The organism is Afipia sp. GW821-FHT04G03 (assembly GCF_059419985.1).
The window spans coordinates 1025430-1040428 of record NZ_JBWKSV010000001.1; the positions used below are offsets into that span (position 1 = coordinate 1025430).

The 14999-nt window shown below is 61.5% G+C and carries 14 protein-coding genes; 9 read left to right on the top strand and 5 right to left on the bottom strand.

Going from position 1 to position 14999, the window contains the following annotated elements; all coding sequences use genetic code 11:
* Positions 1 to 12 precede the first annotated feature (12 nt).
* The 5 genes from AC07UB_RS05000 to AC07UB_RS05020 all read right to left on the bottom strand — a co-directional run bounded on the left by AC07UB_RS05000 (position 13) and on the right by AC07UB_RS05020 (position 4772).
* On the bottom strand, positions 13 to 1029 hold the full coding sequence (locus AC07UB_RS05000) for a nucleotidyl transferase AbiEii/AbiGii toxin family protein (protein WP_494651941.1): 1017 nt from the start codon (positions 1027 to 1029) through the stop codon (positions 13 to 15).
* Complete coding sequence (locus AC07UB_RS05005; protein WP_494651939.1) at positions 1022 to 1615, bottom strand: DUF6088 family protein; 594 nt, start codon at positions 1613 to 1615, stop codon at positions 1022 to 1024. The genes AC07UB_RS05000 and AC07UB_RS05005 overlap by 8 nt, the downstream gene beginning before the upstream one ends.
* A gap of 81 nt (positions 1616 to 1696) precedes the next feature.
* Positions 1697 to 3028 carry a hypothetical protein gene (locus AC07UB_RS05010; RefSeq protein WP_494651938.1) on the bottom strand — a complete coding sequence of 444 codons (1332 nt, stop codon included), beginning with the start codon at positions 3026 to 3028 and terminating at the stop codon, positions 1697 to 1699.
* Positions 3028 to 4140: a toll/interleukin-1 receptor domain-containing protein gene (locus tag AC07UB_RS05015; RefSeq protein ID WP_494651936.1), complete on the bottom strand. Its 1113-nt coding sequence runs from the start codon at positions 4138 to 4140 to the stop codon at positions 3028 to 3030. The genes AC07UB_RS05010 and AC07UB_RS05015 overlap by 1 nt, the downstream gene beginning before the upstream one ends.
* Complete coding sequence (locus tag AC07UB_RS05020; RefSeq protein ID WP_494651934.1) at positions 4137 to 4772, bottom strand: hypothetical protein; 636 nt, start codon at positions 4770 to 4772, stop codon at positions 4137 to 4139. Before AC07UB_RS05020 ends, AC07UB_RS05015 begins: the two co-directional genes overlap by 4 nt.
* Positions 4773 to 4867: 95 nt before the next feature.
* On the opposite strand from AC07UB_RS05020, the gene AC07UB_RS05025 reads away from it, so the two are divergent.
* The 9 genes from AC07UB_RS05025 (at position 4868) to AC07UB_RS05065 (ending at position 14938) form a co-directional block, all read left to right on the top strand.
* A complete protein-coding gene (locus tag AC07UB_RS05025) occupies positions 4868 to 5422 on the top strand; it encodes a hypothetical protein (protein WP_438746783.1) in 555 nt (184 codons plus the stop codon).
* Positions 5423 to 5434: 12 nt separating this feature from the next.
* A complete protein-coding gene (locus tag AC07UB_RS05030; RefSeq protein ID WP_494651932.1) occupies positions 5435 to 6358 on the top strand; it encodes a hypothetical protein in 924 nt (307 codons plus the stop codon).
* A gap of 52 nt (positions 6359 to 6410) precedes the next feature.
* Positions 6411 to 7826 carry a hypothetical protein gene (locus AC07UB_RS05035; RefSeq protein ID WP_494651930.1) on the top strand — a complete coding sequence of 472 codons (1416 nt, stop codon included), beginning with the start codon at positions 6411 to 6413 and terminating at the stop codon, positions 7824 to 7826.
* A gap of 55 nt (positions 7827 to 7881) precedes the next feature.
* Positions 7882 to 8805 carry a phage exclusion protein Lit family protein gene (locus AC07UB_RS05040; RefSeq protein WP_494651928.1) on the top strand — a complete coding sequence of 308 codons (924 nt, stop codon included), beginning with the start codon at positions 7882 to 7884 and terminating at the stop codon, positions 8803 to 8805.
* An 18-nt stretch (positions 8806 to 8823) separates the two neighbouring features.
* A complete protein-coding gene (locus AC07UB_RS05045; RefSeq protein ID WP_494651926.1) occupies positions 8824 to 9327 on the top strand; it encodes a GIY-YIG nuclease family protein in 504 nt (167 codons plus the stop codon).
* Between the two features lie 283 nt (positions 9328 to 9610).
* Complete coding sequence (locus AC07UB_RS05050; RefSeq protein WP_494651924.1) at positions 9611 to 9931, top strand: hypothetical protein; 321 nt, start codon at positions 9611 to 9613, stop codon at positions 9929 to 9931.
* On the top strand, positions 9928 to 11718 hold the full coding sequence (locus AC07UB_RS05055) for an SIR2 family protein (protein WP_494651923.1): 1791 nt from the start codon (positions 9928 to 9930) through the stop codon (positions 11716 to 11718). The genes AC07UB_RS05050 and AC07UB_RS05055 overlap by 4 nt, the downstream gene beginning before the upstream one ends.
* A gap of 40 nt (positions 11719 to 11758) precedes the next feature.
* On the top strand, positions 11759 to 13624 hold the full coding sequence (locus tag AC07UB_RS05060) for a competence protein CoiA family protein (protein ID WP_494651922.1): 1866 nt from the start codon (positions 11759 to 11761) through the stop codon (positions 13622 to 13624).
* 21 nt (positions 13625 to 13645) lie between these two features.
* Complete coding sequence (locus AC07UB_RS05065) at positions 13646 to 14938, top strand: DUF4238 domain-containing protein (protein ID WP_494651921.1); 1293 nt, start codon at positions 13646 to 13648, stop codon at positions 14936 to 14938.
* Positions 14939 to 14999: the final 61 nt, after the last annotated feature.

Genomic DNA, 14999 nt, shown 5'->3' on the forward strand with positions numbered 1-14999 from the left:
GGCCTCCCCCTTCTACGCGCCCGCGCGGTTGGCCCGCGCGGCGATATCGGCGCAGCGCGCCATCAGCGCCTCGAAGGGTTCGGCATCGTCCAACAGCAACCCGTCCTCGACCATACGGCCGTAGTCTTCTTGCAGTGCCTTGGAGGCATCGCCGCCGGGCACGAGCTGCAAACCGCCATTCACGGCGGCCACGTAATCGATCGGATTACGGTCGGCGGCCTTCTCGGCGAAGAACATGCCCTTGTGGCGCGCGACAGCGTTCGCCAGCTTGCGATCCGCGAAAGCCGCCTTCGCAAGTCCGGCCTCATCGAGCCGCACGACGTCGTGCCAGTGTCGCGCGAAGCGATCGCCGCGGAGCCGCTCCTGCAAGCAGAAGACGTGGATCGCCGTCGCCTTTTCCCAGAAGGTTCGCTCGGCGTGCATCACGCGGGGCCCTGCCGTTGGGAACACCACGCCTTCGACCAGGCCCGATGCGTCGCAGGCGATATCCCGCAGACTTGCCGGCTCGCCCGTCGATCGAGCGCCGAACTCCAGCATCACGCTTGGCGCCACGTAGCCGGAGCCTGCCGCAGTCGCCTCATAGTCGATGAACAGCTTCTCGCCCTCGACGCGGATCGTGGCGACCAACGCCTGCGCGGCCAGCGCGTCCGCGATGACCGGCTGTGCGGCTCCCGCCACCCACTCCGGCAGGCGCTTACGCACCTCGCTCGACCAGCGCTTCTCCTCGCTGCGAGTTTTCGGCAACGCCTCGCCGTTGCCGTCTACCTGATCGGGCGCGATCGCCCGGATGTCGTAGGTCAGGTCGACGTCCTCGGAAAACCGCCGAATGACCCCATAGGCCTTCGACAGTGACGTGCCGCCCTTGAACACCAAGTGCTCGCCGAGCGCCGATCCGTAGAGCGTGGCGAGCGCCCACTCCACCCATACATCCTTCTCAAGAAGGTGCGCGGGTCGCCCCGCCCGATCGGCCGCGACGCTTAGCGCCTCGCGGCGGTCGGCGACCGGAAGGAGGAGAAAGGCGTCAGCCATGCGCCGCCTTTCCCACGCTGCGCGCGAGCCAGGTCGGAAGCTGCGGCGCCGCCGCCACCAGTTCGCTAAAGGTCGACGGAGGGAGCTTCCGCTTCAATGTCTTCAAGGCGGCTTCCGCCTTCTCCGGCCCAAGCCAGGCCAGCGCTCGCACCGCCTCGCCCGCCGGCTTGTGAGCCAGGGCGAGCTGCCAGCGAGGAGCGTGACGAAGTTCGACGACCTGCTTGCCGAGATTCATCGTCCGGCTGCGGCCGGAAGTCAGATAGACCGATCGAACCGGCACCTGGGTCGTCAGGCCGAGTGTGTTGGCCGCCGCCGCCCCGCTCGGGACGATGACTTCACCACGCTGGTTGGCGAGCGCCTCGACCGCCTGCTGGACGGAGGGAGCCCTCGTGCCGAACCGGCTCGTGATGGGACGGAGATAAACGCCGCGACCGGCCCGGATCAGTTGACCCCGCTCGGTCAGACGCGACAAGGCCTGATCCACCGCGGCACGATTGCCGAGATGGAGCAAGCTTTTAGCCGCTACGGGCGTGCCTTCCGGCAACCCTTCGGCATGTGCAAGAATCTGCTCGGTTAACCGTTGCATGGCCGCGCTCCTGTCAGAAATATACGCGGTTTTCTGACAGTTTTCAAGCAAACGGACCTGCCCGGGAACCGTCCGTTTCGGCTAGATCAGGGGCGCGCCCCTATCGAGCAGACCGTCCAAAAAGTCCTCTCGCGAGCCGAGCGGGCCCGCGAGCGTGGCAATGATCAGCGCCTCCACGACCTGGCGGGCCAAAGACCGCGCCATCACCCGCTCGTTCGTCGAGATGGCGGTCATGGCTCGCCCGTGGAGGAAGGCGCTCCGCACGTTGAAGAGTTGCTCATATTGGTCGGCGAAGCTTCGATCGCCCAGCAGGCCGGCCACCCGTCCCCGCATTCTATTCGTGGCGCGCATCCCTTTGTGGCGATCAGGCGCGATGCGAAAGTTCTTCTGATAGTCCGCGCGCAAGCCGAGCGCCGCCTCAATCGTCGTGATGTGCGCGAGGAACTCATCCACGCCCTCGGCCAGGAATGCGCGGACGAGGAAGTGAGGGATCGGCGTCTCGAACAAGACCGATTGTTTCGCCTGCTCGACGGTCACCCATCGGCTCTGGTCCCACACCGTCAGCTCGGTCTTTGCATCCTCCTCCAGGTGGAGCTCGATCGGGCGCTCCTCCTCGTATGTCCCGCCATATCCGTCGTCGTAGACTCGGTCCTCCCAGCTCAACGTATCGGGGGACGGCGGCGAGCTGGGACGAACGACGATGTCGTTGTCGATCGTGTAGACCCATGGCAAACGGAAGCCGCGCCAATCGAATTCCCGCATGGTGGACCAGCTTTCCCAGGGCGCGAGCAGCAGGAAGAACAGCGCATCTTCCAAGGCCGTCGGGAACCGCCCTTTATGCGGTTCGATCCGCCCCAGATCCTGGCTCATATCCATGAACAAGACCGGGACCGCGCGCTCCTCCGGCTCCTGCTCGAGCGCCACGACCTCCTCAACGATCAGCCAGTGGAATTCGGAGAAGCGCTTGGCATCGAAGTCCTGACGCGGATAATGGCGCCTCAACCGGGCCGTATCGATCACGCCGCGCAACTCGTCCGCGCTCAAACGGCACACCCTAGCCGGACCAAATGCGAGCGGCGGCAGGTCGGCGCCAAGATCAAGCGGCGCAAGGTGAATGCGCCTGGCCCGGGTGGCGCGCAGCGCCGCGTCCAGTGCCTTCGCCGCCTCCTCCACTGGCAAGGCAAGATCGGCCGTGTCCTTCTGCAGGTGACATGGAAGACCCAAGGCTCGCAGCGCGGTCGCGAGGGCGAAGTTCGGCCCCTTCTTGCCGGCATTTGGATAGCCGTCGCGGCAGATCTCACGCAGCCGCACAAAGGCCGGGTGCGCAAGAATATTGTCAGGCCCGGGCGGAGGGAGCCGCCACAAGTCCGTCATCGCCGCCAGCATCGCCATGCTTGGACCGGTTTCGCTCATCAGGAGATCCGCAGCCGCCGCAAAAGCTTGCCGAGAACCGTCTCATACTCCTCGGGCTTGGAGAAATCCGCGTAAAGCTTGCCTTTCAGGAACTCCGGCAACTCACAATCCTCGTAGAGCAGCGGCAGCACGACCACCTCACCGCTGGCGATCTCGCGGTTCATCGCCACGTCGAGCTCCTTCTTCACCCAAGGGGCTCCGATCGACTTTTTCGACAGCACGACGGCGATGTAGCGGCTGAGCTTCATCCCCTCTTCGATCTTGGCGATCAGCGAGTCCCCGATGTCGATTTCGGCCTCGTCCAGCCAAACATGCTCGACGCCATGAGCGAGCAGGTCCTTGCGAAGCTGGCGCACGAACGGTTTGTCGACGCCGGTGTGGCTCAGGAAGATGCCGTGATACTTCTCATGCGCTGGATGGGCCTTCTCCAACGCGAGGCTGTCGCGAACGAGCTGGTTCTGGGCTTCCTGCGACGTCGGCGGAGTCAGCAGCCAGCCCGTCGTGGCCCCGAGCGTAACTTGGCCGCCGAGGCTGTAGCCCTCCGGCGTCCCAGCGATCGACGCATAACCTTCGCCGGGATTGGAAAGACACAGCGTCCAGCCGCCGGTCCGCGACAGAACCTCAAAATAGCGCGCGAAGGGGCTGTCGGGATCGACCGGCCCCATCCTGCGCCCCTTCTTCACGAGAAGCTCCGAGCGCTTGACGAAACTCGCCACCTTCGGCGTCACATATCCAAGATGGGTTTCGCGATAGCCGAAGAAGTTCGCCCGCTTCGGTTCGGACAGGCACCAAACGACCGTCGCACCATCCGCAATCGCGGCCTCCATTTCCTTGCGCCGGTCCTCGCCATCGAAGGCGGAGTCGAGATCGTAGCGATCGTTCTGCCCCTTCAACTTGCCCAGTTCGTTGAGTTCGTTTGAAAACTCTCCGGCCTTGCCGAACAGGAAATGCGTGTAGCTCTCCGGATTGATGATGATCGTGTCGTATTCGTAGAGCGGAAAGGCCGCCCGCTCTCGATCGGCATCGGGCTGGCAGAGCCCGAGATTATCGATCTCCACGCCTTCGATTTTGTCGCCGGTGTAAGTCACCCCAACCGTCAGCACCCGTTTCATGCGTCGTTCCCTCCGGCCGCCTGCTCGGCCGCCTCTCTCGCTTTCACTTCCAAAACCTCGCCGCGGCTGCCGACGAGCGCGATCTCGATGCCGGTCAGTGCGCAACGCGGCGCAAGCCGCTCGGCCAGGCGCAAGGTGCCGTCGGTCAGCGGCGCCACGGCGACCTGACGCCCCTGCGATGGCGTCGCCATCAGCAGGCCCACGGTTTCGCAAAGACCGCGGTAGAGCCGCGACACCTGACCTGGATACCGCGTATTGATGATGCCGCCCTTGCATTCGGCCGCGATGACATGGTCTCCGATAGCCGCGACGACATCACCGAGCCCGGACTTCGGGTTGATGGTGATCGTCTTGCCCTCCGGATTTCGATAGACCCCGCCATAGGCGGTGCTACCGAGGCCGGAGATTTTGGTGAACGCTCGCCGGCCCAACCAACCCGCGAAATCGAACTGCTTTCCGTGTTCGCCGTCGGGATGGACACGGACGTCCCATGCGCCCTGCGTGCGGAGCAAGTGCATCGCGTAGGCGACCATCACCGCGCCTTCGTAGAGATGGTGCTCGTGGGGACCGTCCGCTTTTCCGGCGCGGTTCGGCGGCGGCTCCAGCGCCGTCACGAGATCCTCGAAGTCCAATCCAGCCTCCCCCGCTATATCTGCGGACGCGCGGCACGCCACCATTGACAGGCGTTTATAACCGGCCATATTTGCCCGGTAAAGGAGACCCTGTCATGTTTGCCTATAACCCCGAGAAATTTGCGTCGCTGTACGCAACCGAGCTTGGTCAGCGCATCTGGACCTTCCTCACGCGGCCCGAAAATGTCGCGCGCCTGGAAACCGCATCCGAACTCGGCAAGCCCGCGGTCGAAGGCATCGAGGAGCAGCTCCTGGCGGAGTTTCGCGAGGAGGTCCTGGCCGACCGCGTGAAGCAGATGGTCGGCCATATGGTCCGGCAGATCCTGGAGCAACGCGATTGGGTGCTCGACCAGACCGACGTGAAAGTCCAGTCCGTCCCCTTCAGCAAGGCGGCGCGCTATCGTCGGCCCGACTGGTTCACCTTTCACGCCTTCCGCAACAGCAGCGATCCGCGCGACGTCGTCATCACCGATCGCCGGCAAAAGCCGACGCTGCCCGCCGGCCCGCGCTGGACCTTCTACGCAACCTTCGCCAGCCCGCTGAAGGCGGCGGTGGCGTTCGGCGTCAACGACATCAAGCAGCTTCGTCAGCAGGTCCATTCGCACGGCTATCACCGGGTGCAGGTCCCACGCACGCTGCGCCGGGCATGAGACGAGCAGACGATGAGTGATCTTTTCGACGTCGATGGCGCCAATCTCGATCGCGGGTTCGAAAACCTGAAAGCCGCAGAGCTTCCGATCGAGCAGCAGCTCCACACCATGCTGCAAGAGATGTGGGAGCGCTACGAGCCCTATGCCGATCCCGACTTTCGGCATGGTTTCGCACGCGACGTCGATGGCCGTTTTTGGGAGATGTATCTGGGCTGCACGCTGCTCGAGGCGGGCCGCACCCTGCTTCCCGTCGTCGAGCGCGAGCGCGAAGGCGGCCAGCCGGATCTGTGCGTCCTGGAAAATGGCCGCCGAATCTGGATCGAGGCCATCACCCCTGATGAAGGCGCACCGGGTCCGGACCAGATCGCGCGTCCCGTTCCCCTCAATGAGGGCGGCGGTCTCTTCGCCGCACCGATCCGTCAAGCGCAGTTGCGCACGTCCGGGGCGTTCTGGACAAAGGCGCAGAGGATCGCGCGCTATCTCGAACAAGGGGTGATCGTCCCGGAAGACACGAGGATTATCGCGATCAGCGCGAGCCGCTTCGGCGTCTATGTCGCCGAGCAGCCGTTGCCGCTGATCATGACCACGTTGTTTCCGATCGGAGACGCCTACATCACCATCGATCGCGAGACCGGCAACGTCGTCGAAGAAGGATTTCACCCAGCCCCCTTCATCGACCGCGAACGCAATCCGATCCCACGCACGGCATTTCTCGACGAGCGTTTCGCCGACATCTCCGGTGTGATCTGGTCGCGCGTTGGCCTCGGCAACTTGTCGCGCAAGACCCGCCCGCTGACCTATGTCAATAATCCTCTGGCACAGGTTCCGCTGGCGACAAATTGGGGCGTCTGGGATCGCGAGTTCGTCATCACGCCGCGCGGCGACGAATGGGAGGCCAATGACATCCTGGCGCAAGCCGCAGCGGAGGCATCATGACGATGCGCCCGCGTGCGCGCGCCAGGCGCGTTCCCGCCCTTGAGGTTTGATCATGGCCGTCGGCGATGAGCAGCGACTGATCACGCCCATCAGCCAACGGCAGTTCGAACTCTATGCGCTGTCGCTCGAACATGGACCTAATTTTGATCCCGCGCAGATCTTCGGGAGCTATCAAGCCGGGCGCGGCAGCGCGAGCGGCTGCATCCTCCTCGACCCGGAGCGCGGGACCTTCACCACCCTGGCCCTGCGCCGGCGTGTCGATCATCGCTGGGTCCGCGTCGATGAAGGCGGCCCCTATCCCACTCCCGAAGCCGCGCTGGATCACCTCAAAATCAGCATGCGCGCCGGCGAGCCGCCCGAGCCATTACCGCCAGGCGCGCGGCGGCGGCCGCTTCTGCTGAAGACCGGATCGCGAGGGACATCGCCGGAGTTCGACCTGCTGACGAGCACGATCAGCCATTGTCCGGCGCTGATGGCGGTCGGCGAATGCTACCTCGCGCTTCCCAATCCTGATGCCAACTTCGTCACCGATCTGCAGACCAACAATTTCGCGTCCCGCCTCTTCGAGCTCTACCTTCTTGCCTGCTTTCGCGAGCAAGGCCTGATCGTCCGGCAGGAGCATGTCTCTCCGGACTTCCTGATCGAAAACGATGGCGCCGCCTGCTGGATCGAGGCAGTGACCGCCAACTCCGAGACGCCCCGCTCCGGCGGGATCGGGGATTGGGTGCATGCTCCCGTTGACCGGAATGAGCGCATGACTGGCGCGCCAGCCGAGCGCTTCGCCAAGACGCTGCGCGGCAAGCTTCAGCGCAACTATCATGAACTGGCTCATGTGAAGGGGACGCCCTTGGCCCTCGCGATCGCCGACTTCCATGAGTCTGGTTCGATGGTGTGGAGCCGCGAGGCTTTGCCAACCTATCTCTACGGCCTGCGGGCAGATGTGGAAGGCGAAGGTGCCCAGCGCCGTGCGGTGGGCACGCCTATCAGCACCCTGACCGGCAAGCATGGCATTCCGGCCGGACTGTTCCGCGATCCCGACTTCGCCCACCTCTCCGCCGTGATCTTCAGCAATGCGGGGACCTTGGCGAAATTCAACCGCATGGGTTTTCTCGCCGGATGGCGGCCACCAGGTCTCACGATGACCCGCCGCGGCATTCTCTTCGACCGAACGCCTGGCGCGCTGGAGCCCATTGATTTCAATCTTCCAGTCGATAGCGCCGAATACCAGGCGCTTTGGCCTTGGGGCGAAGCCTGGTGCCAAGAACTGGAGGTCTTTCACAACCCGCAGGCGACGCACCCCATTCCCTTCGACCTCATGCCCGGGGCGACACACTGGTTCGAGCGCGACGGCGCCGTTGAATGCAGAACCATGTGGGCAAACTCGGTGATTTCGTCGATCACGTATCTGCGCATGGCCGGCAAGCCCGAGAAGACGGACGGCGCGCCGGGCGAAAGCGAGCTGCCATGATGTGTCTGCCAGCCAGGCGTCGCCGTCATCGACCCTCAAAGGAGCATCGTTGAACATGGAAGCCGAACCATCCGACCGGACCATCGTCCTCCATCTCCTGCGCGGGGCTGTACCCGAGCGTGCCAACGAGATCAGCAGCCTGTGGAGCCAGTACGGTCATGGTGTGGAAATCGGGCCGAGCACCAAGGGCGTCACGATGAACGCCGATGACAAGCGCATCCGGTTCGACACCAAGACGATCGATTTTTTCTGGCTGCTCGGCTTCAGCGCATGGCGCGCCATCGAGGTGTATTCGCCGGCCCTATTGATGGCGACATGGACCGGGATACCGCTAGACCAAGCCCTCAAGATCGATGCCGAACGGGGGCAATATGAATTCGATTACAAGCAGCGCATCAGCGCCGCTCAATCGCTCATCGCGGCCGAACAGACCGCACAGATTTCCTGGCCTGCGGACATCCCCGAGCCGACCGCTGACCGCGACAGCTTGGGAGATATCCAGCACGAGACGATGTTTGACCTCGTCTCGTTTGCCCTCGCCTTCGCGCTGCTGCACGAATTCCGGCACGTCATGTATTGCGCCGACAAGAACGTACCGTCGACGCTGCCCGAGGAGGAAATCGGCTGCGATAACTGGGCTCGCGAGTTCATGACCAGCGGTCTCGCCGCCTACGCGAAAGAGCATGGGCACAACTACGCCCAAGTACAGCAGAAGCGCGCGATGGGAATAGCGCTCGCCGCCGTGATCATCCATGCCATGACGCCAACCCACGCGCATTGGGGCAATCGACAATATCCGCCGATCGCCGAGCGGCTGACAGCCATGATCGGCGGCTACAATCTGCCGCCCGGCTCGTCCTTCTGGCCCTTCACGGCCTGCCTTCTCATCGCGCTCATGAGGCAGGAGAACCGGCCACTCGACATCGTCGCATACTCAAGCCAGGCAATGGTCGAGGCCCTGCTCGACCGGCTCCGCTGACGCTGTAAGGACCGCGACGTGCCGGTCTATTTCATTGGCGAAGATGAAAACGGATGCTCCCCGATCAAGATCGGCGTGGCGAAGAACATCGAGGCGCGCAAGCGCAACCTCCAGACAGGGAATCCCTTGGAGCTGCGGCTGCTGGGGTGGATCGAAGCGACCGACACCTTCCAGCTTGAACGAGAGCTGCACCAGCATTTTGGATCGACCCATGTGCGTGGAGAATGGTTCGACATCGAACCGGGTGACGTTCTCGCCATTCTCAAGCGCGCTGGCCGCGATGGATTTGTCGCTAAAAACGCCGACGCGTTCCAGGTCGTTGGATATGATCGCGACGCCATTCCTGAATATCTCGGCGTGTGGGAGTGGGCCGATCTAGAGATCGACGAGTGCTGCCCGTTCTGCGGATGCCTGTGCGGCATGCATTTTCAGGAAGCCTCGCAGATGTACTATTGCATCCGATGCGACACGCTGACCGACTTTTCCGAGCTCGATCCGCGTGAGTATCCGCCGGACGAGTGATGTCCTGAAACGCGGAAAGATGCCAACCCGGAGAAGCTGAAACCCGGCTTTGCACTTCTGAGGGGAACGCCTTGCGGCCGGCATTCGTCTCAGCCGATCCCTTTTGCGGCCCCCCGCAACGCCCCTTCAGAGTGAGAGTGCGGAGCGGCTTCGCTGCGACGGGTGGCCCGCCGCGGAGATCGGTGATGTCCAGAAAGACCAGACAAGCTCGGACTGGCCAGGACCGGGCGAGCCATATGATGAAATCACCGACAATATCATCGCAGAACTTGAGGCCGGGCGCGTGCCTGGGTCCAACCTTGGAGGACGGCGGCTGCGAAGGCGCCGCTTGCCAACGCCGCGACCAAGGCGGAATTATTTCGGGATCAACGTGCTGATCCTTTGGAGCGCCGCGGTGAACACAGCTTTTCGGGCCAGAGCCGGCTCACCTCCGCCAAGCGCTCCCGCTCGGCGGCAATGTCCGCAACGGCGAGCGCGGCACGACCTTCGTGTACGCCGACCGATTCGCAACCGACGCGCCCGAGCAGGCGCGAGCGGCGATCGTTTGCTGCGCAATCTTGCTATGCTCGGATCCTTCCCTCCTACTGATTCGCGCCTGCCATGAGCATTTTATCGAGCGACCCGACTATTCAGCTCGCATTCTCAACGTTCGAGAACAAAGGCGTCTATGCCTTGCTTCTCGGCTCTGGTCTCTCTCGTACGGCCGGGATTCCAACTGGCTGGGAGATCACTTTGGACTTGGTTCGTCGGGTTGCTCTCGCGCAAGGCGTAGAGAACCAGGCCGATTGGGCGACGTGGTATCGCAAAAAGTATTCTGCGGAACCCGACTATTCAGCGATTCTGGCAGAACTAGCGGCCTCGCCTGCCGAACGGCGATCCATCTTACATTCGTACATAGAGCCTGACGAAGACGACCGCGCAGAGGGAAAGAAACTTCCAACTGTCGCGCACCATGCCATCGCCGGCCTAGTTCGCGACGGGTATGTTCGGGTGATAGTAACAACCAATTTCGATCGGTTGCTAGAAAACGCCCTGCGCGAAGTTGGCGTGGAGCCAACTGTCGTCACCTCCGTTGACACTTTGTCAGGAGCCGAGCCGCTCACGCATAGCCCGTGCTACGTGCTGAAGCTTCATGGTGACTATAAGGATGCACGCATCCTGAACACCGACGAAGAGTTAGGCGCTTATCCGCCGCAATATGATGCGCTCCTCGATCGGATTTTCGACGAGCACGGCCTTATCGTTTGCGGCTGGTCAGGCGAATGGGATGACGCGTTGCGGGCGGCATTGTTGCGAGCGCCTAACAGGCGTTACCCTGCTTTCTGGAGCATACGAGGGAAAGTTGGGCACGGCGCGGAGGCCATCATTAGTCAGCGTAAGGCTGTGACGGTTCCGATTACCGACGCCGATAGCTTCTTTCTGACGTTGGCCGAGCGCGTGCAAACACTCGCGGAGACTCGAAAACAGAGCCCGCTGACAATTGATCTACTCGTCGGCTCCATCAAACGATACGTTGCGCGGCCAGAATTCCGGATTCGACTCGATGAAGTTATCACACAAGAAGTTACCAAGCTTTTCGACCGCCTGGACGCGAAGGAGCTCTTTCCGCAAGGTGCGTGGTCCGTTGAGGAATTTCGCCGGCGCCTTAAGCTCTATGAGACCGCGGCCGAGCCGCTCGCTAAAGCCTTCGGTGTCCTCGGGCGATGGGGGGATAACGCCGAGTTTGCAATCATCGCCGATACGATCCGCGGTGTGGTTGCCAGGGCGAACAAGGTGGGGAGTGGCCTGAATTACTGGCTAGACCTAAGGACCTATCCAGCTGTTCTACTCATGACGGCCTATGGTCTTGGACTTGCGCGAGCAGAGCGTTGGAAGACGTTGCATGACCTGTTCTCTCTCTCGATGCCTAGAGAGGAGCGGGACCCCAAACGCCTCGTAAATTCGCTCTTCCTGTGGGACTGGAGGGGTTCAGACGACAATCTCTGGAACAATGTTGAGGGTTTCACGACTGCCAACAACCGTCGAAAAACACCGCTCAGCGACCATCTATTCGACGTAACTTCCGAGTGGGGCGCGGCTTTTTTAGGCATTCCCATAGATAATGCTCTGCTGTTCGATCGTTTCGAGGCGCTGGGGGCATTGGTCCACCTTGAAGAGAACAGCGAAAGCGAACTGAAGGATCAATTGGAGAACGGCGACAGGAAGGCTAGGATGTCGGTCGGTCGCATCGGCTGGCGAAGCGAGGGGCGACGCTCAATAGAACACGAGCTGAAATCGACTCCTACCAGGCAACAACTGCTTAAAGCAGGGTTCGCATTGGGCAGCGAAGCGTACCTCGATCTATTTCTGGAAAACCTGTCACGGGTAGCGAGATGGATGGAGTGGCGCTGACACTCCACCTAGCGATACCGGCCAGGGAGCAAGCCGGACGATGTCTATACGCCTGGGAGAACTGTTTGCCTGTACGGAGCAAGGCGGCGCTTTCGTCGCCGAGTCTGCCGAGGGCCGACTGCTGCACATAGGCGAGGTGCCCTCCGGCCTCGCCTGCAACTGCGTCTGTCCCGGCTGCGAAAGGCGACTGGTTGCGAAAAAGGGAGATGTGCAGGCCCACCATTTTGCGCACCACGCTCAGCAAGACGGCCGGTCATGCGAATCCGCCGGCGAGACGGCTCTGCATAAGTTTGCGAAACGCATTCTGGATGAGCGCCTGGAAATTACTTTACCAGCGCAGGTCGTGGAGGAGCAGAAAGATCGCGAAGTTGTTGTCCGGGCCGCGAAGCGCGCTTTCGATCAAGCGATTCTGGAAACCAAAGATGGCCAGATCGTTCCCGACGTCGTGCTGCTCTTACGCGATCGCCGGCTCATCGTAGAATTCAAGGTCACTCATCCGTGCGACTCGGAAAAAATCGCTCGGATCCAAGCGATGGATGTCGGCGCAATCGAGATCGACCTCTCGCAATACCGCGACCACAAGCTCAGCGAGATCGCAGACGAGATACTATATCACGCGCCGCGAATGTGGCTGCACAATCCGCGGGAACGTGAAGCGCGCGCCCGCCTCGAAGAGCGAGCTCTGCTGCGAGCAGAGGAGAATCGGACAAAAGTCGAACATTATCGCGGCTCTTACCGCCATCGTTCACCGTCAAATGCGCCGGGAAGCGGGGCCTGCGAATCTGCGGCCCGGAAAAACGGCCTCGCCGACCTTATTAATCTGCCTGTTGATGGGTCTGGTTGCTTCACCGTGGCCGTTGCGGAATGGCAGGCGGCTGTTCTGGAAGTATTGCTCACCCCAACTAAGGCGCCCTTCCGAACTCGCAATGGGCTCGCGACACTCCTAAACAAACGATGGCTCGACACATCGTTTACTGACATTTCAGATGAAATTGCACGTGCGGTGAGAGCGTCTGGGATTCCGTTCAATTCCCCGCTCGAAGCCGTCGAAGCATACTTGACGCAACTCGAGCGCCTTGGTTTCGTTCATTCGGGCCCGACCGCGATTTGGCGGCCCTCACATACGCTGCAGGCGCGTATCGACAAGGCTCGCGAGCTCCGCGCGCGCCCGGTGAAGCGCACGCGACAGCTCCGTCAATTAGTTGAGGAACTGATTGCCGATCTTCCAGCTGACGAGACCGCAGCTTTCGTATTTGAACAATGGTCCTGTTCAACACTCCCGAAACGCGGCCATTCACCTCATGAAGCGGTCGACTTCGATGAAACGAGGTGGCGATCGTTCACAAACGACCTGGATAACATCGCGACCCAAATTCGATTCTCGCCGCGAGAACGCTTAGATCTGATTGGACTTCCCTACCAAGGCGCGCTAGCGCGCGCCCTCGAACGCCAGCACGCAGAGGAAGCCGAACGTCAACGCGCCAACCAAGCGAAAATCGAGGCAGATAGAGCTTCGCGTGTCGCCGATCTGCGGAATCGCGCGCTTCGACAGATCAGTGGGGAAGCGGAAATCTGGCTCGTGGCGATAAACTCTAGCACTGGGGGACGCCCTCCCATCGAGGCCGCTTCAGATAGCCAAGGCGGTCACGAGGACGCAGTCGGCGCTCTTCATTCCCGAGCACGAGAGATTGAGGTTCAGCATCGAGCGAACGAGCGGAAGGCAAAGGCCGTCGCCGAGCTCGCCGTGCTCGCACAATCCCGGTACTACGACGACGAGCGGGCAACCTTATGGATGCGAGGCAGGAGGCGCGAACTGGGTGGTAAATCGCCAGAGGAATTCACGATTGACGAGGCTACCCGACAGCGATGTAGTGAACTACTACCTACGAAACGTTCGCGTCGGTAGGCGTTCGGATGTTCAGTGTCCATGCACCGCGTCAAAACAATGAATCGGCCTTCTAAAAAACACCACTTCGTGCCGCAGGCGCAGCTTCGGAATTTCTCTGCAGATCCGGAACGCAATTTTCTTTACGTGCTAGACAAGCAAACGGATCGCTCCTTCCGAACCGCGATACTCAACGCTGGCTCAGAAAACGACTTCAACACCGTCAGTCTCGGCGCCAGCAAGTGGAACTTCGAAGATCTATTCCAGGAGGTCGATACCCGGTCGCCCCGTCTTATTGCGGAGATCCTCTCGCGCGAGTCGGTAGCCTGGCTATCCGAGGATGATCGTCTTGCTTTGGCCGACTTGTTCGCCACCCAAATGCTCCGCACGCATTTCAGTCGGACCACACCGGCGCACCTCGCCGATCGTCTTCGGGAGATGACACGGCAGCTAGGCTACGATCCGGATCAGGATCCGACCATGGCGAAGCCATCCGATGCCGCGCTGCGCCTCGGCGCAGTACGGACATTCCTCAATCGCAGCGAGCAAGTGGTCGCGCTTCTGCGCCTGTATCCCGCCCTCTACCGAGCGAATGGAGGCCATAAGTTCATAATCTCTGATCATCCCGTCGTGCTGATGAATCCCTTCCCCTATGGGGAGCTTGGACTTACTTCGCACGGCATACTTGTCGTCCTGCCGATCTCACCCGAGATCATGATAGCTTTGCACTGTCCGACAATTGTGAAGCGCTACGAGCTGGCTGAACAAGCGGGTCTCGAGGCGGATCAAAAGGAACGAGTGTTCGGATACAGAGACGGCCTCAGGTCCGGCAACCCGATCGATATTGATGAAGAGACGGTGCTCTTCCTCAATCATGAGCAAACTATTCATAGTGCGCGGTATCTCTACGCCGCCACGGATACGTTCGGTCTCGCGCGCGAAGTGTTGGAACAGCAACCTCACCTTCGGTCCGTCGCGACACACCTGACGTTAGGCGACTTGGGACGGCCGCCTAAACGAGATTCAGGGATGCCGCCGGGAACACACCTCGTTGTCCACGGTCCCGCCGATCACGGGGTGCTCGCAATCGACGAAATCGACCCTTCGGGAGAAGGGATCACCGCACGGACAGGCCAGATCGTATTGTTAGCCCAAATGGCATCTGATCAGGGAATGCTCCGTGTCCAACTCTATATTGATGGACGCCCCATTCGCACCCTGGGCGCGGCCATGATCGAGCCTTTCGGAAACACGGCCGATGGCTGGTTCCGCGTGGTTCATCGTGATGCCAGCTTGAGAGAGTTAGGCAAGCGTCTCGATCGCAACCGCCTTTAACCGAGATAGTACAGCAATAATTTTTGTTGGTGTGTACCTTGCCGAAAGCGGGCCGCTTTGG